22 protein-coding genes are annotated in these 23065 nt (G+C 44.9%); 19 read left to right on the top strand and 3 right to left on the bottom strand.

The window, feature by feature from the left end; genetic code table 11:
- Window positions 1-66 precede the first annotated feature (66 nt).
- The 7 genes from rsmH to B9G69_RS05195 all read left to right on the top strand — a co-directional run bounded on the left by rsmH (window position 67) and on the right by B9G69_RS05195 (window position 6856).
- Complete coding sequence (gene rsmH / locus B9G69_RS05225; protein ID WP_088615452.1) at window positions 67-1053, top strand: 16S rRNA (cytosine(1402)-N(4))-methyltransferase RsmH; 987 nt, start codon at window positions 67-69, stop codon at window positions 1051-1053.
- Window positions 1034-1369 (top strand): histidine kinase, encoded by a 336-nt coding sequence (locus B9G69_RS05220; RefSeq protein ID WP_254916864.1) that lies wholly within the window; start codon window positions 1034-1036, stop codon window positions 1367-1369. Before rsmH ends, B9G69_RS05220 begins: the two co-directional genes overlap by 20 nt.
- On the top strand, window positions 1370-3409 hold the full coding sequence (locus B9G69_RS05215) for a penicillin-binding transpeptidase domain-containing protein (protein ID WP_088615451.1): 2040 nt from the start codon (window positions 1370-1372) through the stop codon (window positions 3407-3409). It begins immediately after the preceding gene.
- A gap of 106 nt (window positions 3410-3515) precedes the next feature.
- Entirely contained in the window at window positions 3516-3962 is a 447-nt protein-coding gene (locus tag B9G69_RS05210; RefSeq protein ID WP_088615450.1) for a hypothetical protein, read from the top strand.
- A 146-nt stretch (window positions 3963-4108) separates the two neighbouring features.
- Window positions 4109-4609 (top strand): hypothetical protein, encoded by a 501-nt coding sequence (locus B9G69_RS05205; RefSeq protein ID WP_088615449.1) that lies wholly within the window; start codon window positions 4109-4111, stop codon window positions 4607-4609.
- A gap of 149 nt (window positions 4610-4758) precedes the next feature.
- Window positions 4759-6207: a hypothetical protein gene (locus B9G69_RS05200; RefSeq protein WP_088615448.1), complete on the top strand. Its 1449-nt coding sequence runs from the start codon at window positions 4759-4761 to the stop codon at window positions 6205-6207.
- Between the two features lie 208 nt (window positions 6208-6415).
- Window positions 6416-6856, top strand: a complete 441-nt coding sequence (locus B9G69_RS05195; RefSeq protein WP_141096925.1) for a hypothetical protein — start codon at window positions 6416-6418, stop codon at window positions 6854-6856.
- 60 nt (window positions 6857-6916) lie between these two features.
- Here the strand turns inward: B9G69_RS05195 and B9G69_RS05190 are convergent, their stop codons facing one another.
- Together B9G69_RS05190 and B9G69_RS05185 are read right to left on the bottom strand one after the other, a co-directional pair.
- Window positions 6917-7345: a barstar family protein gene (locus B9G69_RS05190; RefSeq protein WP_088615446.1), complete on the bottom strand. Its 429-nt coding sequence runs from the start codon at window positions 7343-7345 to the stop codon at window positions 6917-6919.
- 79 nt (window positions 7346-7424) lie between these two features.
- Window positions 7425-8102, bottom strand: a complete 678-nt coding sequence (locus tag B9G69_RS05185) for an alpha/beta hydrolase (protein WP_088615445.1) — start codon at window positions 8100-8102, stop codon at window positions 7425-7427.
- Window positions 8103-8127: 25 nt separating this feature from the next.
- On the opposite strand from B9G69_RS05185, the gene B9G69_RS05180 reads away from it, so the two are divergent.
- The 11 genes from B9G69_RS05180 to murC all read left to right on the top strand — a co-directional run bounded on the left by B9G69_RS05180 (window position 8128) and on the right by murC (window position 20418).
- Window positions 8128-9624, top strand: a complete 1497-nt coding sequence (locus B9G69_RS05180; protein ID WP_265437989.1) for a UDP-N-acetylmuramoyl-L-alanyl-D-glutamate--2,6-diaminopimelate ligase — start codon at window positions 8128-8130, stop codon at window positions 9622-9624.
- Entirely contained in the window at window positions 9624-11045 is a 1422-nt protein-coding gene (locus tag B9G69_RS05175) for a UDP-N-acetylmuramoyl-tripeptide--D-alanyl-D-alanine ligase (protein WP_088615444.1), read from the top strand. Before B9G69_RS05180 ends, B9G69_RS05175 begins: the two co-directional genes overlap by 1 nt.
- Before the next feature lie 81 nt (window positions 11046-11126).
- On the top strand, window positions 11127-12149 hold the full coding sequence (locus tag B9G69_RS05170) for a hypothetical protein (RefSeq protein ID WP_088615443.1): 1023 nt from the start codon (window positions 11127-11129) through the stop codon (window positions 12147-12149).
- A 5-nt stretch (window positions 12150-12154) separates the two neighbouring features.
- The gene (locus tag B9G69_RS05165; protein ID WP_088615442.1) at window positions 12155-12637 is read left to right on the top strand and encodes an SRPBCC family protein; all 483 of its coding nucleotides are present in this window, start codon (window positions 12155-12157) and stop codon (window positions 12635-12637) included.
- A gap of 347 nt (window positions 12638-12984) precedes the next feature.
- Window positions 12985-13530: a hypothetical protein gene (locus B9G69_RS05160; protein ID WP_176400952.1), complete on the top strand. Its 546-nt coding sequence runs from the start codon at window positions 12985-12987 to the stop codon at window positions 13528-13530.
- A gap of 229 nt (window positions 13531-13759) precedes the next feature.
- Window positions 13760-14836 (top strand): phospho-N-acetylmuramoyl-pentapeptide-transferase, encoded by a 1077-nt coding sequence (mraY, locus tag B9G69_RS05155; protein WP_088615440.1) that lies wholly within the window; start codon window positions 13760-13762, stop codon window positions 14834-14836.
- Window positions 14837-14840: 4 nt separating this feature from the next.
- Complete coding sequence (gene murD / locus B9G69_RS05150; RefSeq protein WP_088615439.1) at window positions 14841-16229, top strand: UDP-N-acetylmuramoyl-L-alanine--D-glutamate ligase; 1389 nt, start codon at window positions 14841-14843, stop codon at window positions 16227-16229.
- Window positions 16230-16336: 107 nt separating this feature from the next.
- On the top strand, window positions 16337-16711 hold the full coding sequence (locus tag B9G69_RS05145) for a hypothetical protein (RefSeq protein WP_141096924.1): 375 nt from the start codon (window positions 16337-16339) through the stop codon (window positions 16709-16711).
- A 125-nt stretch (window positions 16712-16836) separates the two neighbouring features.
- Entirely contained in the window at window positions 16837-17988 is a 1152-nt protein-coding gene (gene ftsW, locus B9G69_RS05140; RefSeq protein WP_088615437.1) for a putative lipid II flippase FtsW, read from the top strand.
- The gene (gene murG, locus B9G69_RS05135) at window positions 17981-19054 is read left to right on the top strand and encodes an undecaprenyldiphospho-muramoylpentapeptide beta-N-acetylglucosaminyltransferase (RefSeq protein ID WP_088615436.1); all 1074 of its coding nucleotides are present in this window, start codon (window positions 17981-17983) and stop codon (window positions 19052-19054) included. The genes ftsW and murG overlap by 8 nt, the downstream gene beginning before the upstream one ends.
- Window positions 19051-20418, top strand: a complete 1368-nt coding sequence (murC, locus tag B9G69_RS05130; protein WP_088615435.1) for a UDP-N-acetylmuramate--L-alanine ligase — start codon at window positions 19051-19053, stop codon at window positions 20416-20418. Before murG ends, murC begins: the two co-directional genes overlap by 4 nt.
- Window positions 20419-20519: 101 nt before the next feature.
- On the opposite strand, the gene B9G69_RS05125 is transcribed toward murC, so the two are convergent.
- Window positions 20520-22037 carry a methyl-accepting chemotaxis protein gene (locus tag B9G69_RS05125; protein WP_088615434.1) on the bottom strand — a complete coding sequence of 506 codons (1518 nt, stop codon included), beginning with the start codon at window positions 22035-22037 and terminating at the stop codon, window positions 20520-20522.
- A 243-nt stretch (window positions 22038-22280) separates the two neighbouring features.
- Between B9G69_RS05125 and B9G69_RS05120 the strand changes: the two genes are divergently transcribed.
- The gene (locus tag B9G69_RS05120) at window positions 22281-23027 is read left to right on the top strand and encodes a cell division protein FtsQ/DivIB (protein ID WP_088615433.1); all 747 of its coding nucleotides are present in this window, start codon (window positions 22281-22283) and stop codon (window positions 23025-23027) included.
- The last annotated feature ends 38 nt before the right edge of the window (window positions 23028-23065 follow it).

Genomic DNA, 23065 nt, shown 5'->3' with positions numbered 1-23065 from the left:
GGCTAATTCAAAGCTTCTTGACGGTCCACCGAATTGTTCATACCTTGAAATTCTAGGAAGTTGACGATGAAAAAATATAAGCCCGGCACTGGTGAAAAAATCGAACGCACAGAGGAAATTATCCCGCCAAAGGTCGAGCTTCCGATTACATTCTCGCCGGAACATTATCCCGTCATGCTGCAAGAAGTGCTCGCAGCTTTCTTTCCTTACAGAGAGAGAAAAGACGTCACTTACTTTGACGGAACTTTTGGTCGCGGTGGTCACTATATGGCGGTGAAACACACCGTTCCCGCGATGAAAGCAACCGTCATGGACCAAGATCTAGCCGCCGTAAAATACGGTGGCGAACGTTTCAAGACGGAAGTCGAGAACGGCCAACTTCGCATAATCCATGGAAATTTCTCGCAGTTTTCGGATCACAATCTGAAAAACTTTGATATGATGCTCTTAGATCTAGGTGTGAGCTCACCGCAGTTAGACCAGGCCGAACGAGGCTTTAGTTTTTACCACGATGGTCCACTAGATATGCGAATGAATCAGCAGCAAGGTTTGACGGCTGAGGTGCTTGTGAATACGGCAACAGAGGATGAACTCATTCGAATCTTTAAAGAGTATGGCGAAGTTTACCGTCCAGCTCGTGTTGTCAGAGCGATCGTTCAAGATCGTAAAACAAAAGCATTTCAATCTACAGGTCAGCTTGCAGGTTTGATCGAACGTGTGGATGGATGGCAAGTGAAAGGCCATCACCCCGCGACGAAATACTTTATGGCTCTGCGTTTGGCAGTGAACTCTGAGCTCGAAGTTGTCGCTGAAACGATTCCGCAAATGATCAAGGCGTTAAATCCTGGTGGTCGTTTGGCAGTGATCACGTTCCATTCGTTAGAAGATAGAATTGTTAAAAACATCTTCCGTGATTCAGAAGAACTCGGCAGATCTGTTTATAAAAAAGTAGTCGTTCCATCTCAGGAAGAGTTGGATTTGAACTCTCGCTCGCGCTCTGCGAAGTTGAGGGTTTTCGAGAGGAGTGCTCAGGATGAGCAAAGAGAACTTTAGACAATTAAGACCGTTTTTCAGCATCCTTCTAGGTATCTTTACTTTATTCTCCATCGTGTTCCTGCAAATGGAAGAGCGTCGCATGGGCTACGTTGTGTTGAAGCTGACTCGCGAGCATAAGAAAGTTCTAGAAGAAAAACGCACCAAAGAAATTTCCTTAGCAAAAATCACGCGTCCGCAATTGTTGGACCACGTGGCTCAGCAGAAATTCACGCTTAAAAAAGTTCAGGCGAATCAGATCATTCATTTAAGTGATGTTCAAGAAATTCCTGTTGCCAAAGCGCTTGATAAGAAAATTGCTAAAAAGGATCTGTAGTTGAAATCACGTATTGTCTTTATCTTTGTTGGTATCATCGGTCTGTGGTCGCTTTTGGCAATGAGAGCGGCTTATCTGCAGTTCCTTCCCAATGATCGTTTGAACGCTCTTCAGAGTCGTCAATTTCAAACTAAAGTAACCTTGCAAGCTCGCCGGGGTGCCATTGTTGATCGTAATGGTCGTGATCTTGCTATGTCGGCTACTGCCTATTCTTTGTATGCAGATCCCAAAATTATCGAAAATCGCAAAGCCGCCGCGAAAAAATTGTCCAAGGTTTTGGGGCAGTCTTACGAATCTGTCTATTCAAAAATCAAAGACGGTAACAAGCGCTTCGTTTGGATTCAACGTATGCTTGAGCAAAACAAAGCGGATGAAATCAAAAAGTTCGATATTCGTGGATTGTCTTTCGTTGAAGAATGGCGCCGCGTATATCCGAACGAAACGTTGTTAGCGCAAACTCTGGGTTTCTTAGGCATTGAAGGTCAGGGACTTGAAGGTTTGGAGCTAGGATATGATCAGTCTCTTCGTGGCAATCAAAAGAAAGTGATGGTTAAAAGAGATGCTCGTGGACGTCCTCTGATTAATGACGGCTTGATGTTTATCGAAAATCCCGATGGGAACGAGCTTCGTCTGACTGTGGATTCTGAATTGCAGTATGCTCTTGAATCAGAACTCGCTAACGCAGTTCAAACTTTTGATGCTGATCATGCGGTTGGCGTGGTTTTGGATGCGAAGACATCGGCGGTGGTGGCATTGGCCTCTGCTCCCACTTTTGATTTAAACAAAGCACAAAAAGCCCAAGCTGATTATCGTCGTAATAAATCGGTGACGGATGCGTTTGAGCCAGGATCAACATTGAAGACTTTGGTTATTGCTTCGGCTCTTCGCGAAGGAGCTTTGCAGCCCAATACTAAGTTCTTTTGTGAAAATGGTGCTTTCCGTGTCGGGGATAAAATAATTAAAGAAGCTGAAGCTCATGAAAAGTTCGGCGATATCACTGCGGCAGAGATCCTTGCCGTATCTTCAAATATCGGAACGACAAAGATCGCTTTTAAATTGGGACAAGAAAAATTGCGCCAAGGTCTTTTGGATTTCGGTCTTGGACAAAAACTCGGCGTGGATCTTCCAGGTGAAGCACGGGGTATCGTTCAAGCCCTTCCTTGGAAGCCAATCTCTTTAAGTAATATTTCCTTTGGTCACGGTATTTCGACCACTCCGATTCAAATCGCTAATGCCTATGCTGCCATTGCAAACGGCGGTGTTTTGAACACTCCTTACATTGTCCAATCGGTTCGTGATTCTGAGACGGGCGAGTTGACAGAAACTAAGGTTAAACCCATTCGTCGAGTGTTAACACCTGAGCAAGCTGCACAAATGCGCGCGATGCTTTTAGGTGTCACGACTTTGAAGATTGGTTCGGGCGCGAATGCGCGTGTTGATGGATTTATGGTTGCGGGTAAGACAGGTACTGCACAAAAAGTAAACCCGAATGGTCGCGGTTACCTTAAGGGAGCTTATGTTTCTAGTTTTGCCGGTTTCATTCCCGCCAATGATCCAAAGTTTGTAATTTATGTGGCAGTTGATTCTCCTCGAAAATCATATTACGGAGCAAAAGTAGCAGCACCGGTGTTTTCTCGAATTGCATCTTATGCAGTTCGTAAAGAGGGTATTGCCCCCCTTCCAGGGATTTTGGCCGAGACCAACAATAAGAATTTCAATTCTATGAAATCAATGATCAATCAAAAGGCAGCTTTGGATAAAATCGCTCGTGAGATTGCAAATGAATCCAAAGACCTGCCGAAAAAGGTTGAGCCAGTAACACTTACAGCACAAGAGTTAGATAAAGTTACCGCCGAAGTAAAGCCGGGCGAGACAGTTCCAAACCTGATGAAACTCACAACTCGCGAAGTTTTAAGACAGGTCAGCGGACAGAATCTCAAAGTAAAGTTCGTCGGTTCGGGTAGCTTGGTTACAGACATGATACCGTCCGCCGGTTCGACACTTCCTGAAGATAAAAATATCACTGTGATACTAAAATAAAAAAAGGCACCTGCAAGGTGCCTTTTTTATTTGCAACTCATCCATATTGCTCCAGAATATAAAGTCACGCTTGTTTTGAACTATCGGTAAAAGAAGGGCGGCATGGATGGCTGGCGTAACTGCGTTTATGAAGGCGAACCTTAAGTATATTGTTCTGTTCCTGCGTATTCTTGCTCTTTCATTTTGCTTGGGCTTTATTATTGGCAATATCAACACAGTTTCATATGGTGGTGTGCCTCGCTATTTTTCTTTATCAGCGCAAGACTCATCTTGGTTAGAACGTTTTCAGGCTGTTTTGGTTTACCTGTTCGTGGTGCTGCAGATTTTATCTGCTATTAAGCCTTTGCGTGAGTCGCGCATTTTAAACCAAGTATTGAACATCAGTATTTTTGTTTTTTCGGCGGGAGCCGTTTGGACTTTGTTCAATTATTGGGGAAAAAGCGAAGCCATAGTTCCTTTAAGGATTGCGATGCAATTCACGCTTTTCCCGATGACTTTGATTTTACAACAAACATTATCTGAAGAAAAAACTGCAACTGCCAGTAAAGCCTAAACATCCGTTGTATCCACGGAGTCAGACTTAAGTCAAAAAATAGATGCTCATTTGCTTGCGGTAAATTTTCAATTGTTTGGGATTCCTAATAAGAGAGAATATCCGCTGACGATTGAAATGATGGCAAACATGCGTGGGTAAATTCGGTGCAGAGTAAAATTGTCTTCTCCAATGAAAATGAAATTAAAAGCTTGCTGATCGGGGCCTATGTCACGGCTGCTGCCACACTGATTCCTTTTATCGGCTGGTATATGAATCCCGGTGAAGCAGATATGTATCTGTGGTTGATGGCTTTGCAGTTATTTGTGTGCTTTGCCCTGTTGATGATTCGTCGCTTTAAAGTTGTAAAAATCATCTTACAAGAAAACTGCATCGAACTTGAATATCCTTTGCGTGATGTTGTTCGTGCCATTCCGTACAGCGAACTTCAGTGTGCGGAGTACATGGAATCAAGCTTTAGCTTGAGTTTAGTCTTAAAAGACAGTCGTCTGATTCCTCTGAGTGCTGGCATCGAAAAAATCGACGGTCACTTCTCGCCTTACTTAGAAATCGTGGAACTCTCCGGGCCTGCCGGAGACCGCTATCGTTTGAAACACGAAATTGAAGATCGTATCAAACGTGCCTTTGCAGAAAGAGTCTCAAAATGAGACAGGTCGGTTTCGCTCTCAGTGTCGAGCACAAATTGTTACTCGTTAAGATTCTCACAGCAAATTTTCGTTTCTCTTAGCTTATATTAAAGTTAAAGCCGAAAATCTTTCGCATGAGTTTTGAAATAGCACCTTAGCAGAGGGGAGCTATGAAATACTCATCGATTTTAATTATTGCTGGAGTGATAGGGTTCGCTAATTATGCGAGCGCACAATCTGCGGGCCAATGCAGTGGGATTTTTTCCAATCGGTATTCCGAACTTCAGGCTCAATGGGCCAAGCTTTCAATAGAACAGAAAAACGCGCTTCGTAAACAGCAGATGTATACCGCATCAAATGTTGTCCAACGCCGACCCATCGTCAAAACTTCTGGCTTAAGAAAAGATGCGTCTGCTGATATCGATGCCGCCGATATTAAAATCGATACGGCGGACCCGTCGCTGGTAATGCCGATTACTTATCCTAATGGTGTTACCAAATACCGTATTAACTTTTCCGGTCTTCGTTACATCGAAGCCAATACTCCCGCAGACTTATTTAAAGGCGGAGTAAGTAAAGTTCAAAGGTCTCGAGGTTTTTATAAGGATGGCACTGAAATGACCGGTGCTTATCACAATGAAGCTTGGGCATGGGACGTCGTAATCTATAAGAATGATGCTGGTGAATTAATCGCGTTAGGCGGTGTGATGGAGCAAGCCGTTCCAGGAAAACTTCCTAATGTTGCACGCGACAACCGTTCGCGCTCGCGATGGTGGGGCAAGGTTTCCCACACAGAAGTTAAACCTGGAGTTTTTGAAGAGCGCATTGTTTGGCAGGAGCCAGTTCACGATTTCAACCGTTCCAAGCATCAAGGCTGGGAATATCACGGATATGGCGGAACTCTAGTCACTGAGTTTAATCCTAAAACTGGTGTGCACGAGCCCGTTAAAAATAAAAATGGCAATTACACTTTGATGTATGAACGCGTGACCGAAGAAAAAAATGGAATGCCTTGGATGACCACGACATTCATGCGTGAAATGGACCCTTCGTTGAAGTCAACGGTGGGACCGGAAATTGAAGTCACGAACTTGATCAATCCCCTGACTGGCAAACCCTTTGAAGCTTTACGCCGAGGAGACGAGCATCAGATCGATGGATATTTGCGTGAGGGCGACAACGTACTTAAAGAATTAAAACATAAGCAATTTATTAAAGCAGGAAGTGCAAATGACTACGTCAGAAAATACGGTATTTATCTTGATTATCGCCCACCTGGCGCGGATGCAGTTGGCCCATACAGAAATGTCGTCGATGCGCGCGGTGAAATGGTCGACTTCGCTACTACACTAAACCTTCGCGAAATGATGAACGCCACGTGGGTCGGTCGACCTCAGTTAAACTATGACCCCTCAGGTAAGTTGTGGCTGTCATTCCACTTTGTGCCCAAGGATAGCATCCCGCAATGGGGACCTGTGGAAGGTTGGCCTTCTGCTCACGATTTTCCAGAATACGGTCGCATCACCGCGATGGTCCCAGTGAAATTCGAGTACGATGCCCTCGGGCAACCGATGCTTAAAAAAGATATCGACCCAGAATTTTCCTACATGTACGAGTAGCGTTCGAAGTCAGGACCTATCAGTTCGATAAAGCCGTTCTAAATAGTTTTGTAAATGAGAGTAAGAAAGGTGTTAGTAAATACTTGAACATCCCCGGAATGGTTAATAATAGTAATACGTTCGTCAGACGTGTAATTACATGTGCTGGAGGAATTCCGCCAACAGGAGCACCTATGGACTCACTCGGATATTGATGGGAATGAGAAGCATGAGAAAAGTTAAGTTTTTGATTTTTGTCGTGGGAAGCCTGGCCATGGTGTTTGGTGCGTATTTTTGGATTTGGAGTATGAAGTCGTTAGAGCTAGACAAGGGGAGAATGACGGAGGAGTTGTCTAAAAGTTATGCTGAGTGTTCTTCTTGGACTGATCTAATAAATAAAAAAATAGAAGGTAGTCTGTTGGCTGAGAGGAAAACTTATCAGATCTACTGCAAAATAGTTTTAGACTACTCAATGCGGAAATATAAAAAAATAGAAATTTATGGTTTGAACGACCCCGCAGTTCGGCAAATGACTATAGAGTATATTAAAAGTTTGCCACAGTTTCTGCCAGCTCAAGTTGAATTTTACCATGATGAATTTTGGGAAAATGGATTGCGCAAAAATAGTGAAAGCTATGAGCAGCTATCAATAGAAGCAGTTGTGAGATAGGTTTCTGCTATTATTTGTTGAAATTGTGGGAAAAAAGGCGCTGTTGAAGCGCCTTTTTATTTACAACCAATACATGAACGTATTCATACGGTCTTGTTCTTGAGCGTCGTTCAGCGTATCAATCAACGCTTGAACCTTAGCTTCACCCAAATTCTCAACCAGGTCCTTACCACCAATAATAGTGATGTCCCAGTTTTTCTTAATCACCGACGGATCCGTCAAAACATCATATAAAGCATCCAAATTAGCACCGTAAGTTTTCGGCAACTTCAAACCATCAGCCAAAGTCGCATGCAACTGCTTCAAAGATTTGATTTCGCGGCCTTGGATCAATACCAAAATTTTATAACGAGATTCAAAAATGGAAGCTCCGTTAAGACCTGCGCGCTCAGCCGTTGAATCAGCAGTCACGTTGTAAACGCCAGCGTGGGATTGAACAGCTACAAGGTTTAGTAGCAAAGCGGAAGTAAGAACCATCAACTTTTTCATGGGGACCCCTTAATGAAAGTTGCGGCACTATATCACACCTGACAGGATTTACTCCTGTCAGGATTTTAGACAGTAAGAACTATAGGGAATTGATGTATTGGCTAATACCTTGGAGTACTTGCTGTGGAATCTCGTGACCACCACGGAATCCCATCAACGAACCCTTCATTCCATTCTGAGTAAGAAGGGTTTCAAGCTTCTGAGCTTGTTTGAAATTCAGAACCTGATCCATCTGCCCATGGCTTTGGAAAAAACGCTGACCTTCACGATTCGGGACGTGTTTTTTCCACTCATCTTGGCTCACCAAAGTGCCCGACATGATCACCAAGCCCCGTGGAGTTTCAGGAGCACGCAAATACAAGTCCGTCGCTAGCATCGCACCTTGAGAGAAGCCTCCCAAAATGATTTGGTCCCACGGCACACGCAGTTGACGGATCATTTCCAGCGCCATATCGCGGGCCTTGTTGAAACCTTTAGGGATTTCAGCGCTGAAATCTCGAGGGACACCTGTTTCCATAGCGCGTTGAATTTCCATCATGTCGATGGGCCACCAAGCGCGACCCGTCCAGGCAGGTCCAATGGGTACTTCCAAGATTCCATTCGGAAAAAGCCAATTGTACGTCTTTTTCGTAGGGATCATCTGCCCCAACGAGAACAAGTCATTGGCATCTGCGCCATAACCATGGAAGAAGATGATCCAGGGCGCGTTATCGTCTTGATTAATTTCTTGGCAATGTATTTTTCCGAGTTGTCTCATAGCTTTCACATACTATACTGATCCCATGAAACTACAGCATCTTTTTTCAACAATTCCAGGAATTCCCGGTCACGCTTTGCCAGACATCGAAGTCTCGGGAATTTTCAATGATGCTCGTAAAGTCATTCAAGACGGTCTGTTTGTTGCCATCCGCGGTGTGAAGGTTGACGGCCACACGTTTATTCCTGATGCGATCAGCAAAGGCGCCAGTGTTCTGGTAGTTGAAGACGCCAATCAAGTTCCAAATTCTTTTAAAGGTTTCGTATTGCGTGTGGAAAACACACGTGAGGCTTTGGATATCTTGGCGAGCCACTATTATGGGGACCCTGCAGAGGAGCTATTCTGCGTGGGTGTCACGGGTACTAACGGTAAAACTTCTGTGACGTATATGGTTGAGTCGATTTTGAATCACGCCAAACTTCACACGGGTGTGATAGGAACCGTGAATCATCACTTACTTGAAAAAGTATGGCCGTCAGACATGACAACGCCAGATCCAATCTATCTGCAAAAACGTCTGAAGGAATTCAAAGACGATGGAGCAAAGGCCGTTGCTATGGAAGTTTCCTCCCACGCTTTGGATCAGCATCGGGTGGACAGTGTGCCTTTTAATACGGTGATTTTCACCAACCTGACGCGTGATCATTTGGACTATCACGAAACCATGGAGAAATATTTTGAGTCTAAGCAACGCTTATTCACAGATCTTTTGTGGCAAACAGACAAAGCTCCTTGTTTTGCCATTGTGAATATCGATGATAAATACGGTCGTAAGTTGCATGTCGCAGATCCTGCGGTGCTGTGGACGTATGGTGCCGATAAATCCGCGGACCTTTGTTTTAAAATCAAAGAGATGGATTTCGCTTTGACGAAGTTCGATCTGAAAACTCCCGTGGGTACGGTGGCGGTGGAGTTGCCGATGTCAGGCACTCACAATGTGATGAATGCCGTGGCCGCCATTGGAGCGGGGCTCTCTGCCAAAATTCCTTTGGAAAATTGTGTGGAAGCCATCAACAAGTTCACAGGTGTGCCGGGACGTTTGCAGGCGGTACCTAATAATAAAAACTTATCGGTGTTCGTGGATTATGCTCACTCGCCGGATGCATTAGAAAATGTTCTGACGGCGTTGAATAAGGTTCGCGAAAGTTTGAAATCGACGGCAAGGATCTGGACGATCTTTGGTTGCGGTGGAGACCGTGACAAAGGCAAGCGTCCTTTGATGGCCGAGATGGCGCTGAGGTTTTCTGACTATGTTGTTGTAACATCAGACAATCCTCGCACTGAGGACCCGCAAACGATTATTGATGATATTGTAAAGGGTATCGAGACCCACGATGAAAAACGTGTGACTGTGTTGGTGGACCGCAAGGCTGCCATTGATCAAACTATTCGCGAAGCCAATCCGGGCGATGTGATTTTGATCGCAGGCAAAGGTCATGAAGACTATCAGATTATTGGAACCACGAAGTTTCCGTTTAGTGATGTGCAGGTCGCAGAACAAGCGCTGCAAGGGAGAGTGTAATGAGAGCCATGGATGTGCAAACAGTATTAAAAGCCACAGGAGCGCAAGTGATCAGCAGTTTTGCAGATCGTTTTTCGGGAATTGGGACAGACACTCGTGCCGATTTGAAAGATCAATTATTTATCGCTCTAAAGGGCGAGGCTTTTGATGCTCACCAGTTCTTGGATAAGGCAGTGGCTCAAGGGGCCACAGTATTGATGGTTCACGAAGACAACGCCCAAGTTCAAGCGTTGAAAAGCAAAGTCACAATTCTAAAAGTCCAAGACACATTGAAAGCCCTTCAGCAATTGGGGAACTGGGCTCGTCACCAGGCTTCGGCACAGATTGTGGCGATCACGGGCTCTAACGGGAAAACAACGACGAAAGAATTTACGGCAGCCTTGATCAGCACGGCAAAATCGGTTCACTACAACAAAGGCAGCTTCAACAATCACTGGGGTGTGCCATTCACACTCCTACAGCTTGATCCTAAAAAAGAAGTAGCCGTGATTGAAATGGGTATGAATCACGCCGGCGAAATCACGGAGCTTGTGAATATCGCAGAGCCTGATGTTGTGGTTTGCACAATGGTAGGTCGCGCGCACATGGAATTCTTTGGCACGATTGAAAAAGTCGCTGAAGCCAAAGAAGAAATCTATAATGCCGCTAAAAAGAACGCGATCCGTATCTATAACTTGGACAACGATCAAACGCACAACATGTTCGTGCGTGGTCACGACAAATTCCCTCAAGATAAAGTACTTACTTTCTCAAGTGAAGACCCACGTGCCGACATTCATATGATGATTGATTCGATGAACATGAAGCAGCTGGTGCTTAAAGGTTCCATTAAGGGTGTTTCAGGACAAGCTACCGTGGAGGTCTTCGGTGCGCAGAATTTGACGAACCTCATGGCTGCAGCGGCTTTGGCTTTAGCAGTGGGAATGACCCCCGAGCAAATCTGGAATGGCCTGCCAGCATGTAAAACTAATTGGGGTCGTAATCAATTAGTGCACTTAAAATCAGGGGCTCAGATGATCTTTGATGCCTATAATGCAAACCCAGACAGCATGAAAGCTTTGCTAGAAAATGTACAATTGTTAAGCGTAAGTGGCCGTAAGGTTGGCGTCTTTGGACAGATGAGGGAAATGGGTTCTGCCTCTGCTCAACTGCATGAGGAATTGGGTGAGCGCGTGGGTAAAGCGGGTTTTGAAAAAGTTTACTTCGTTGGCGATGATTTCGACGCTTTTACGAAGGGTCTGCAAAAGTCTCATTTCTCTAAGGAAACTTTGATCCAAAAAGATTTCAGCGATTCTGCTGGCAAAGATTTAGCCACTTTCCTTCGTGATGGGGACATTGCAGTCGTGAAGGCGTCCCGAGGAACGAAGCTTGAGCGCTTTGTTTTCCCTTGTGAACCTTTAGATTTCTCTGAAAAATCTTAATCATTTTTGGTGAAGTGCCACTTTCCGGCTGGTGAAAACCGGCCGGGTGACATATAACAGTCCTCGTTATTAGGAGGACTAATGAAACAAAATCTTTCTCTACTTATCGCAGCTCTTACTTTCTCTGCGATGCAAGCCGGAGCGCAATCAAGTTCTGCAAAGATTGGTGCCGCTTCTTCGACAAACACTTCGACTTCAAAAATCGAAGATCTTAAGAAGCCAACAGAAAAAATGAAGGACGTTGACGAAGAGATCACTGATGCTCGTATGCGTGCATCTTTGGGTTCTAAATCTAAATGGTCACTTAAATCAGATTTCTCTTATTCTGGTGGCTCCATCAACGATCCATTTGGTTCAATTCGCCCGAACTACCGTGCTTCTGCGACAGCGGAATCATTGTCTTACCTTTCTGGTAACTTGGGTGTGAATGTACGTATCGGTCAAAAAGACAGCATCAGTTTTGGTTCTGGTCTGACGATCAACGATCCATTCCATGGTGATATCACGAAGCCAGCAGCTGATACTCGTAAAGGCAGAAAAGCAGATGCTGTACTTCCTCGTTATGAAATGTCGACTCCGTTCGTAAGCTGGAGCCGTGGTTACAAAGCTTTGGGCACTCAAATGAGCACAAGCGTTTCTACGACTTACTTCACAGACGAAGACACAAGCAAATTCCAAAACTATTTGGGAAGCATTTCTTTGTCTCAAGTATTCTTGGCTAATTTCGGGACTTCGAAATGGAATGGTGGCGTAAGCTTGAGCTTGTCTAAGTATCTTTACAATGGTGCTTTGACGGATCCAGATTACTTAGCATTGCAAAACCAAGGCAGATTCCAACGTTCTGATATCGGTGTGGGTTTGTTCCCATTCTTGCAATACACGTTCAACGACACTTACTCTTTCAGAACAGTATTCGGTTACTTGCAATTCTCTAAATACGAGATCAACGATCGTTACATCCAACTTGAGCCATACCAATCTGTAGGCTTTGGTATCTCCGTAACTCGTGATATTTACTTGTACCCAAATATCCAGTTCACTCCAAAAGACGTACGTGACGACAGAACGAACGTGGCTCTGTCTACGAACATCAACTTGTTCTAATAAATATGTCTGGATCGAAATTCATTCCTCCCTCAAAAAAGGGGGAGGATTCCAACAGTCAGGAAATCAATATCACGATCACTGTGAAGGCGACGGCGGCAGAAATCTGGCGCGCCCTGACTGATACGGACGATCTAGAAAACTGGTGGGGCGATGACGTCGCCCTTGAACCTAAGGTCGGGGGAAAGTTCCGCGAAGCTTGGGAAGATGACGAAGGTAACGAGCAACTCGCATCCGGTAAAGTCCTTTCACTTGTTCCCAATAAATCCATTACTTTTACTTGGCGTGAGAAAACCTGGGATGTGAAAGTCTCCACAGAGTGTTCTTATTTGATCGAAGACAAAGGTAAAACTCGCACCATGACAGTTCGCCACACAGGCTGGGAAGCATTCCCAGAAAAGCTGGGTGGGAAACTCCTTAAAGACTTCCAGGTCGGGTGGAAGTATCACATGCAAGAACTCAAAGCATACTTGGACGACGAAGGCTAAAAGGTACGTCCTTACCTTCTAGGTTTCAGCTGTCGAGGCCGTTGGCGTTTCATTTACATGTCTTAGTGTTACTATCATCGCTTTCTGATGTTTCATCGTTTCTATAGGCATGGAAACACCTCTTGCATTGATTTCAAAGGCTCATTCGTCTCAGGCAGATTCAGTTTGTGTTATGAATCCGCAGGTTCCCTCGGATGAGATGTTATGGAACCTTCGCGGACTTCGATCAAAAATTTTGCAACGTCAGAATTCAAACACCTCAAACTTCATTTCATTTTATCTGGCCATCGAAACACCCTGTGCATGCGTTTTGCTTTACTCGTTTGTGAAGCCTTATGGAGGATTTCATGAAAGCATCAGTGTTGGTTCTAGTGGTAACGGCTCCGTTGTTTATGACGGCATGTTCTCAGTTGGGTACCGATGTTCAATTTGGCTCGTTAAGAGCTACGAGTGCACAAGATTATACGCCGATCACAGATGGAGAGGAACCACAGGGGCCACCTAATATCAGTTCTCCAGAGATCATAGATGATGTGCCATTGGCGCCAGGCGAAGTGATCGATGGCGACGGCAACATAGTAGACGGTGATGGTGAAGTGGTGGTTCCTGCCTGTGATGCGAAAACGCAAGTAGAGGCCCAACTGATCTTAAGACAAGAAGGCTCTACAAACGTGGCCGGCGCAAACCAGACAGGAGCAAACAACTCGGCGACAATTTATCAGAAGGGCGATAGCAACACAGCTTGTGTGGTGCAAGTGGGTGATAACAATAGAGCAGATGTGCAACAAACAGGTTCTTCGAATTTCGCATCCGTCAGTCAACAGGGTAACGGCAACACGGCAAACATCGTCCAATCAGGTGGCAGCAATAGTGCGGTCGTGATCCAAAAGTAATCCCATAGCAAAGAAGCAAAAGGTACGCCCTTACCTATTAAGGTAAGGACGTACCTTTTTAAGTTTTCCAGGGAACTTAAAACAGTGCCAGGTGGCTTATCTTTTTTATTTTTCCGTAATGATATTAAGTAGTTATAAATTTGCCATTGCTTTTAAAATCGAAAACGTGCTAAACCCTTAAAGTTCCAAGCAAAAATCAATTTCCAAGGATATAGGGGAATCGCACATCATGCTTTATCAGTGGCTCTATTCAATGTCGGAACATTTCTCGCCGTTGAATGTATTTCGTTACATCACAGTTCGTACGTTCATCGCGTTTTTTACATCTTTCCTACTGTGCTGGATGTGGGGTCCCTACTTCATCAAACGTTTGCAGCTCAAGCATTTTGGGCAATCGATCCGTGACGACGGTCCTCAATCTCATAAGAAAAAAGCCGGAACTCCAACAATGGGTGGTGGGTTGATTCTTCTATCCACTTTAATTCCATGCTTGCTGTGGGTTGATATGCAAAATCCACTGGTATGGGCGGTTTTGATCATCACTTGGGGCTTCGGGATGATCGGTTATATGGATGACTGGTTGAAAGTATCCAAAAAGAACTCAAAAGGGTTGTCTGGAAAAATCCGCTTGGCAGGGGAGTTTTTGATCAGTGGTGCTGTTGTCGCTTATTTGGTTCACTTCCATAATTTGGGCACAACTGTCTACGTTCCGTTCGTAAAATCATTCGGCTTTGATTTAGGTTATGCCTACATTGTTTTTGCAGCTTTAGTTGTGGTCGGAACGGCGAATGCGGTGAATCTGACTGATGGTTTGGATGGCTTGGCAATTGTTCCAGTGATGATCTCTGCAGCGACTTTGGGGTTATTTGCTTATGTCACGGGTCACTATTCCATCGCAAATTACCTTCAAATTCCACATGTCGTGGGAGCAGGTGAGTTAACTCCGGTGGCTGCGACGATTGTTGCTGCGGGAATGGGCTTCTTGTGGTTTAACGCGTATCCCGCGCAGGTCTTCATGGGTGACGTGGGTTCTTTGTCTCTTGGCGGTTTCTTGGGTTCTATGGCTGTCATCACTCAGAATGAGTTGTTGATGGTTGTTTTGGGCGGTGTCTTCGTGGTGGAAGCATTGTCAGTCATCACTCAAGTTATTTCCTTTAAGCTTACCGGTAAGCGTATTTTCAAAATGGCGCCGATTCATCACCACTTTGAATTGGGCGGTTTAACGGAGACGAAGATCATCGTTCGTTTCTGGATTATTTCGATTTTATTGGCTGTTTTAAGTCTAGCGACTCTCAAATTGAGGTAGAAGAATGTATAAAGAGTATAGTGAATTAAAAGACAAAAGAATCCTTGTTGTCGGTCTTGGTAAAACGGGTGTGTCTTTGGCGCATTTCCTGACTAAGCACGGGGCACAAGTCACTGTAACGGATCATAAATCCAAACCAGAACTTTCTGCGCAGCTTGAGCAATTGGGCGATCTTCCAATCAAGTACGAATTGGGTGGTCACAGTCCAAAAACTTTCATCGCACAAGATCTAGTGATCTTGTCTCCAGGTGTTCCTTCCACATTGAAGATCTTCGATTATGCAAGATCTCAAGGTATCAAGATCACGGGTGAGTTCGAGTTCTCTGCTGGTTTCATCAAAGAACCAATCATTGGTTTGACTGGTACAAACGGTAAAACTACTGTGGCTCGTATCACTGAAGCGATCTTGACTCAATCAGGTGTTAAAACTTGGGTTGGCGGCGCGAATGAAAAGCCGTTGGTAGATTACCTTCGTCTTGATGACAAAGCCCAAGTTGTTATCGCCGAGGTATCTAGCTTCATGCTTGAACACTGCGATACTTTCAATCCAGGCAACGTGGTCTTCACGAACTTGGCTGAAAATCACTTGGACCGTTACCGTTCCATGGAAGAGTACGTAAACGCAAAACGCCGTATCTTCAAAAACACGAACCAAGCGACAACAAGCATCTTGAATGCTGATGATAATGCGGTTGTTGAATTGGCTCGTGATCCAGCGGTTCAACGCGGTCGTATTTTCTACTTCTCTCGTAAACCAGCTTTGGAACCACAAATCATGAATATCGGTGGTGCTGTGAATATCGGTGACGAGATTCGTGTGCGCACAGGTCCTGAGATTGAGACATTCAATATCAAGAACATGAAAATGCGCGGTAAGCACTCGATTGAAAACGTGATGGCAGCTATTCTGGCATCTCGTGAACATGGTGCAACTCGTGAAGCGGTTCAAAAAGTGATTGAGACGTTCAACGGTCTTCCTCACCGTATTGAGTATGTTCGTAAAGTTGGCGGCGTGTTGTTCTACAACGACTCTAAAGCAACAAACGTTCATGCAGTTCTTCGCGCGTTGGATACTTTCGATGAAAACGTGATTTTGATTGCGGGTGGTAAAGACACAAACTTGAACTACGAACCTCTTCGTACTTCTGTTAAACGCAAGGTGAAAACCCTGATCTTGGTCGGGGAAGCGAAAGAACGCATCAACCGTGATCTTGGCGACTTCTCTGAGACTTTCTTGATCGGTACATTTGAGGAGGCGGTTTTGATCGCTTACCAAAAGTCCAGAATCGGCGATATCGTTCTGTTGTCACCGGGCTGTTCAAGCTTTGACATGTTTGACAGTTTCGAGGAGCGTGGTGAATACTTTAAAGAAATCGTGAGAAAATTTCACTGAGTTGAGTTTGTACTCCGAGTTCTTCGGAGTGGGACTTCAGGTGATATTAAAAAGCTCTCGTTACGAGAGCTTTTTTTTTGAGTAATTAATAAAGCAAGGAGTGCTTTGTGATTCGTCTATTTGTTGTCGCTATGTCTTCATTACTTTTATTGTCTGCTTGTGCTTCCGGCACTTTCAAGGCACGTCAGGAACAACGTGACAAAATGGCAGCAAACACGGGCATGTACTGCAACTTTGTAAGCGGTGAAGTTTTCGCCGATGTTGAAGTTGAGCTGAGCATGGAGATGGCAAAGCGTTGTGATTCCTCTCGCGCATTCTCTATTACTAACTATAAAACAGCTTCCAACGAAAACGGCATCGTTTACTGCTGTTCAATGGCCACTCGTGGCTCAGCTTCTGTAAGCAGACGTTCTGAAGCAAAGCCAGCTGCCGTGTCGGATAAAAAATCAGACAACAACGCGGAAGTAATCGAAGCACAGTAGTCTTTCGTAAAAGCCTCAAGGACCCTGATTTTAACAGGGTCCAGTCTTGGAGCGACTCCTAGACGTTGAAATGGACTTCTGGCTACAATAAAGGCTGCAATTATCGGCGCCTTTGGGAGTCCATCATGTTCAGATATTTATCGAGCAGCTTGTTTTTAGCGATCATCACTTTGTTAGGCATCGGCCTGGTGCAAGTTTACTCTTCCAGTTTTATTTTCGCGATCGAATCCTATGGTGATGGTCTTTTCTTTTTTAAACGACAACTTGTCTTTGCCTTAATTGCTGCCTGTGTTTTGGTCGGCACCATTCATATCCCCTTTAAGTATATTGAAAAACACGGTTGGATGCTGTGGTTTGCAGCGGCTATCGGTGTCTTGATGACTTTCGTACCTGGTTTAGGTGTTCGAGTCGGGGGTGCGATCCGCTGGATTCAACTTCCATTCGGTATCCGCTTTGAGCCCGCAGAGCTTTTGAAAATTTCATTTTCGGTTTGGTTCGCAAGTTTGTTATGTCGCCGCGATAATATTTTGGGCCACGTGAAATGGTGGTGGTTGGCATTGGCGATGATCGTTCCGATGTTCCTGTTATTGCGCCAGCCAGACTTTGGATCTTTTGCGATCATCACGATGGTCGCAGTGAGTTTGTTGTTCGCCTTTGGTTTGCAATGGAAATATATCGTGGCGGCTTTCGCTATCATCGTTCCCGCATTTTATATGTTAGTGATGACGGTGCCTTATCGTCGTGCTCGTGTGTTGGCGTTTCTGGATCCATGGTCCGATCCTGCGCAAAAAGGCTTTCAAGTGATTCAAAGTATGCTGAGTTTTCACTCGGGCGGCTTGACAGGCGCAGGCCTGGGGCAAGGACAAGGAAAGCTTTTCTTCCTTCCTGAGGCTCATACAGATTTCACGTTAGCGGTTTTGGGTGAAGAGATGGGCTTTGTCGGTTTCATCGCGATCTTGGCTCTGTACGGTTTCGTGGTATTCCGTGGTATTCAGATTGCGATGAAAACAGAAGACGCTTTCAAACGTTCTTTGGCTTTGGGATTATCGATGACTTTCGGTTTAAGCGTATTCATCAATGCGGGTGTGGTAATGGGACTTCTTCCGACAAAAGGTTTGACGCTGCCTTTCTTAAGTTATGGTGGTAGCTCCCTTGTCGCTTTGTGTTTTATGTTCGGATTGATTTTGAATATTGAAAATTCCTTCGAAGAAGATAAATTCTCAAAACGTTTCGGAACATCTCGTTGGAATACATCGAAAGTGAAAGCACATGACTAAAAGAACCGTTGTGATTGCTGGGGGTGGCACTGGTGGCCATATTTACCCTGGGATCGCTATTGCCCGCGCTATCCAGAAACTGGATCCCTCTGTCGAGATCCATTTCGTGGGGACTTCGCGCGGGATGGAATCTAAAATCGTACCTCGCGAGGGTTTCCCTCTCCATCTGATCGAATCTGGTCAGCTCAATGTGAAAAGCCCTATAAAGAAACTAAAAACCTTGTTACGCATTCCTTTGGGATTGTGGCAGTCGTTCCGCTTGTTGATGCAACTAAAGCCGTTGTACGTGATCGGAGTGGGAGGCTATGCCTCGGGACCCTTTGTCCTTGCCGCAAGTATCGTCGGCTTTAATACTGCGATCTGGGAGCCCAATGTAATGCCAGGAATGGCGAATCGTTTCTTGTCCCGCTTCGTGGATAAATGTTTTGTGGTATTTGAGGAATCTCGCAAGCACCTAAAGGGCGATCGTATTGTTCAGGCGGGAATGCCCGTCAGAGCAGAGATCGAGAGCGCTGTTCACTCTGCTCATAAAGATGAGAAATTTCATCTTTTAGCGTTCGGTGGCAGCCAAGGCTCAAGAGTTATTAACAACTGTTTGAGCGACGCGATCTTAGCCGGGGGTGAGTGGACCAGGGATTTAGCTGTCGTTCACCAGTTGGGAAGTGCTGATTTCCCAACGATATCTGTCAAATATCAAAATTCTGGCGCCAATGTGGATTATCATGAGTATATCTTCGATATGCCAAAGTACTACCAATGGGCAGATATTATTGTGAGCCGTGGTGGGGCCAGTTCCATTGCGGAGGCCGCAGCATTTGGTATAATTCCTATTATTGTGCCATTGCCAGGAGCTGCTGATGATCATCAGCAAAAAAATGCAGAGAGCCTTGTCGCCCGAAATGCGGGTCGCATGATTTTGCAGAAAGATTTAACGCCTGAAAGATTGATTTCAGAAGTACAATCTCTTCGCCAAGATAAAGCTTTGCGCGAGCAAATGGTTCGGAATATAAAAGATCTTTATGTTCCCCAGGCAGCAACAACCATCGCAAAGGAAATCTTGCAATGAAATTACAACACGCCAAATTCCACTTCGTCGGTGTGGGCGGTATCGGTATGTGTGGACTCGCTGAACTCTTGCACAACATGGGTGCGAAAGTTTCAGGAAGTGATATCGCAGAAAACGCGAACACGGAACGTCTGCGCGAAATGGGCGTGAAAGTTTTCAAAGGCCATGCTGCTTCCAATATTGGTGATGCAGATGTGGTGGTTTACTCTTCCGCGATTCAATATGGTAATCCAGAAATTTATGAAGCACGCGCTCGTCAGATTCCATTGATTCCGCGTGCGGAAGCCTTGGCGGAGATCATGCGTTTGAAACGCGGTATCGCTGTGGCGGGCACGCACGGAAAAACAACGACAACGTCAATGACGTCGGCGATTTTTCTGGAAGGAAATATGAAGCCAACAATTGTGGTTGGTGGTCGTTTTGAAATGATCAAATCCACAGCTCTTCTTGGCGAAGGTGAGTGGTTGGTGGCTGAGGCCGATGAGTCAGATGGTAGTTTCAATAAACTAACTCCTGAGATCGCGATCATCACGAACATCGATTCGGATCACTTGGATCACTATAAAACTTTCGAGAACTTGCAAAAGAACTTCTATGACTTTGCCTTGAAAGTTCCATTTTATGGAAAAATCATCGCTTGCGGTGATGATCCTATCGTTCGTCAAATTTTTGAAAACTTCCCGAAACGTATTTTGTACTATGGCTTCGACGAAAAGAACGATTTGGTTCTTTCGGGCGAGCAAGGCAATTACTCTTTGTATCGCAGTGATCGCTTGCTTGGTACTCGTCACTTGGTGGGTAAGTTTAAGCTCAACGTTCCCGGCCGTCACAATGCTTTGAATGCAGTGGCAGCAATCTGTGCAGGTCTTGCGGCAGGTATTCCGTTTGAACAGTGTGCAGCCGGCTTGCAGCGCTTTGATGGTGTTGACCGTCGCTTCCACTTTAAAGGCGAGAAAAAAGGCATCAGAGTATACGATGACTATGGTCACCATCCAACAGAGGTGCGTGCGGTTCTTCAAGCTTTCCGCGAGAAGTATCCAAATAATCGCTTGGTGGTGTATTTCCAACCACATCGTTTCTCTCGTACTCAGCACTGCTGGCATGATTTTACGACAGCGTTCATGGAAGCTGATCAAATCTTGCTGACAGATATTTATCCGGCAGGTGAGGCACCGATTCCAGGTATCAGCTCTGAAAAGCTGGCTTCTGAAATGAAGCACGAGCACGCGCAGTACTTCCTTCGCGACGATAAATCTTCTTCTAAGATTGTATCGATGCTTAAAGACGGCGACGTCTTCATCACCCTAGGCGCCGGCGACGGCTGGAAGCTAGGATTAGATGTCTTGGATAAAATCCAAAATTAAAAGTTACGTCCTTACTTGAAAATAAAAACCCACGCTTTTAAGTCGTGGGTTTTTTATTTTCATGAGGTAAGTAACTACCTTTGGAGGGAAGTCCGTGCCTTTTAGCCGGCCATTAGCTTGGTTAGGTCGTCGACGACGGTTTTCATGACGTCGGCTTGGTTGTTGAGCTCTTCAGAGGCTGTGGAAACTTCTTGGGCAGAGCTTGTGTTGGAGATTGTTATCTTTTCCATATCGGTTAGTGCTTGGTTGATTTGCGCGATACCTTGTTCTTGCTCAGCGCTGGCTGTTGAAATTTCTGTGTTCAGGTTTGAAAGCTTTTCGATAGATGTCACGATTTCTTTCAAAGACGCTTCGCTGGAGCGAACGACCTCGTGGCCGTGTTCTACTTTTTTCGCACTTTCATTGATCAGGTTTGAAATCTCTTTGGCAGATGTTGCACTTCTTTGCGCTAAAGAACGAACGGCATCAGCGACCACGGCAAAGCCTTTACCATGTTCTCCTGCGCGAGCAGCTTCGACAGAGGCATTCAATGCCAGCAGGTTTGTTTGGAAAGCAATGTCGTCGATCACGGTGATGATCTCTTCAATTTTTTTCGAACTTGCAGAAATGTCTTCCATTGACGACGTTAATTTACGGACTTCTTGTTCGCCAATATGTGCTTTTTGTGAAGCTTGGTGAGCCAGGTTTTTCGCTTCGTTGGCATGTTCGCTATTGCGTTTAACCATGCTGGAAATTTCTTCTGTAGAGGCAGATGTTTCTTCGATGGATGCTGCGGCTTTCACAGAAGATTGCGTCACTGTTTGGCTTGAAGCAAGAATTTCATTCGAAGTGGCAGAAACTTGTGTGCCCGCAACGTTGAGCTTGTTGATGGATTCCATCAACGCGCCTAATGGTTTGCGGATCAGTAGGTATGAAACAACTAAGATGAAAGCTGAAATTAATGTTGTCCAAAGCAAAATAGAAATAGATGCGTTGTTAGCCGCTGCTTTCACTTCCTCGGTGGAAGACTTTACCGCGAATACACCGTGCATTTTTCCATCAGCCCAATTTTCCATCGGGAAGCCCAAAATGTCTTTGCCGTTACCCCATGGAGAAGTGGAGGGATGACCATGGCAAAGCATACAACCTTGTTGAGCAGATAAACGGATCGGTCGGTAGACCGTGATCTCACCGTCTTTGTTTTCTACAAACTCAGTCAGCTCTGGTTTTGATTCAAACATTTTCAAGATTTCAGATTCGCTAGCTGTGGGCGTATTTTGAACGCGTCTTGGGTGAGCCGCAAAAACGCGGAACTTATAGTGATCCTTATCTGCGTTTTCAAAACCTACTTTAATAGAGGCATAGATTGGAACTTTGTGAAGAATGCGTTCTTGGGCTTCAGCTGGAAGCTTTCCATCCGGATAGGTCGCAACCATGTGTTTGATATCTTCTTCAAGTCCACCCTGAGTGGCGATGTAACCACGAATAGCTTCAAGACGGGACAATATAGCTTGGGATTTTTCCACCAGTTGCTCTTGGCCTTGTTTGTGAATTTTTGAAGACGAAATAGCCACGGCTGCCAGAGAACAAACCACGCTAGAGACTGCGATATTTAAAATGATCTTTGATCCAAATTTCATGCATGTAATATCGGTAAGGAGTCATTGGACTATATGGAGAGAAGTTCGCGTATTCCTTAGGTAAATGTGACATCAAAACTTTAGTCCTGTCCAGAAACCTTCATCTAAAAACAGTTGGATTCCATGCTGTTTTGAATGAACCCTTCCTTAGTCGTGTTTTATTTTTCACTGGTGTCAGTCAGTGAAAGGTCGAGTGAATATTGATACGCTAAGGTGGAAAAGCCGTTCTTTTGGAGAGTTCTTGTGAAGAAGTTGGTGCTGAAATTATTTGTTGGGTTCGTTGTTATTCCAGCCGCTTTGATTGGTACTCTCTATTATTTGAATGAAAATGGCTTTTTCAATATTCAAAAAGTGGAAGTGGTTTTGGAAAATCCACCTCAAGGCCAAGAGCAGTTTTTAAAACCAAATGTCGATGCGCTAGAAGCCGCCCTTGCTAAATACAAAGGCGAATCTCTTTGGAACATCAAATTGAGATCTGTAAATAAAGAGTTACAAAAACAAGAGTGGATCGAGGGCGTACAGATTTCTCGTCAATGGCCTACGACACTTTCTTTGCGTGTGAGACCTTACGAAGTGAAACTTCTTTATATGGGTAAAGCCGGAAAGCTTGTTCCTATTATTAAGAGTGGTGATTTCCTAGATCCTATCGAAGCAAAGGAAGCGCCAGACCTTGCGATCTTAGATGGAGATGCTTTCGCTAAGAAAAAAGATCTTCGTAAGAAAGCTGTTGATGTGATCGAGCAAATTCCTACGAACGGATCCTTCAGCAGAAAAACAATTTCGGAAGTTCGTTACGATAATAAAGAAGGTTTTTGGATGACACTGATTAAGACGGGAACACAGGTCAAAATCGGTGAAGACCAAGTGGCACTAAAGGCAGCGCGCGTTTCTCGCGTCGTTGATTACCTCGAAACAAAGCAGTTTGACGCTCGCGTCATAGACGCGGATCTGTCGAAGAAAGTCCTTGTCAGGTTGCGTAAGGATCCCTAAGCTTAAGTCTGGAAGACCATCTAAAGTCGAGCTCGCGT

The organism is Bdellovibrio sp. SKB1291214, assembly GCF_002209355.2.
In the GTDB taxonomy this organism is placed as follows: Bacteria; Bdellovibrionota; Bdellovibrionia; order Bdellovibrionales; family Bdellovibrionaceae; genus Bdellovibrio.
This window is presented reverse-complemented; position numbering and strand designations above follow the sequence as displayed.

Bases quoted from the DNA above. Each gene is read 5' to 3' on its own strand.
- rsmH (WP_088615452.1), top strand. From the start codon at position 67: ATGAAAAAATATAAGCCCGGCACTGGTGAAAAAATCGAACGCACAGAG.
- B9G69_RS05220 (WP_254916864.1), top strand. From the start codon at position 1,034: ATGAGCAAAGAGAACTTTAGACAATTAAGACCGTTTTTCAGCATCCTT.
- B9G69_RS05210 (WP_088615450.1), top strand. From the start codon at position 3,516: ATGGCTGGCGTAACTGCGTTTATGAAGGCGAACCTTAAGTATATTGTT.
- B9G69_RS05200 (WP_088615448.1), top strand. From the start codon at position 4,759: ATGAAATACTCATCGATTTTAATTATTGCTGGAGTGATAGGGTTCGCT.
- B9G69_RS05195 (WP_141096925.1), top strand. From the start codon at position 6,416: ATGAGAAAAGTTAAGTTTTTGATTTTTGTCGTGGGAAGCCTGGCCATG.
- B9G69_RS05190 (WP_088615446.1), bottom strand. From the start codon at position 7,345: ATGAAAAAGTTGATGGTTCTTACTTCCGCTTTGCTACTAAACCTTGTA.
- B9G69_RS05185 (WP_088615445.1), bottom strand. From the start codon at position 8,102: ATGAGACAACTCGGAAAAATACATTGCCAAGAAATTAATCAAGACGAT.
- B9G69_RS05180 (WP_265437989.1), top strand. From the start codon at position 8,128: ATGAAACTACAGCATCTTTTTTCAACAATTCCAGGAATTCCCGGTCAC.
- B9G69_RS05175 (WP_088615444.1), top strand. From the start codon at position 9,624: ATGAGAGCCATGGATGTGCAAACAGTATTAAAAGCCACAGGAGCGCAA.
- B9G69_RS05170 (WP_088615443.1), top strand. From the start codon at position 11,127: ATGAAACAAAATCTTTCTCTACTTATCGCAGCTCTTACTTTCTCTGCG.
- B9G69_RS05165 (WP_088615442.1), top strand. From the start codon at position 12,155: ATGTCTGGATCGAAATTCATTCCTCCCTCAAAAAAGGGGGAGGATTCC.
- B9G69_RS05160 (WP_176400952.1), top strand. From the start codon at position 12,985: ATGAAAGCATCAGTGTTGGTTCTAGTGGTAACGGCTCCGTTGTTTATG.
- mraY (WP_088615440.1), top strand. From the start codon at position 13,760: ATGCTTTATCAGTGGCTCTATTCAATGTCGGAACATTTCTCGCCGTTG.
- murD (WP_088615439.1), top strand. From the start codon at position 14,841: ATGTATAAAGAGTATAGTGAATTAAAAGACAAAAGAATCCTTGTTGTC.
- ftsW (WP_088615437.1), top strand. From the start codon at position 16,837: ATGTTCAGATATTTATCGAGCAGCTTGTTTTTAGCGATCATCACTTTG.
- murG (WP_088615436.1), top strand. From the start codon at position 17,981: ATGACTAAAAGAACCGTTGTGATTGCTGGGGGTGGCACTGGTGGCCAT.
- murC (WP_088615435.1), top strand. From the start codon at position 19,051: ATGAAATTACAACACGCCAAATTCCACTTCGTCGGTGTGGGCGGTATC.
- B9G69_RS05125 (WP_088615434.1), bottom strand. From the start codon at position 22,037: ATGAAATTTGGATCAAAGATCATTTTAAATATCGCAGTCTCTAGCGTG.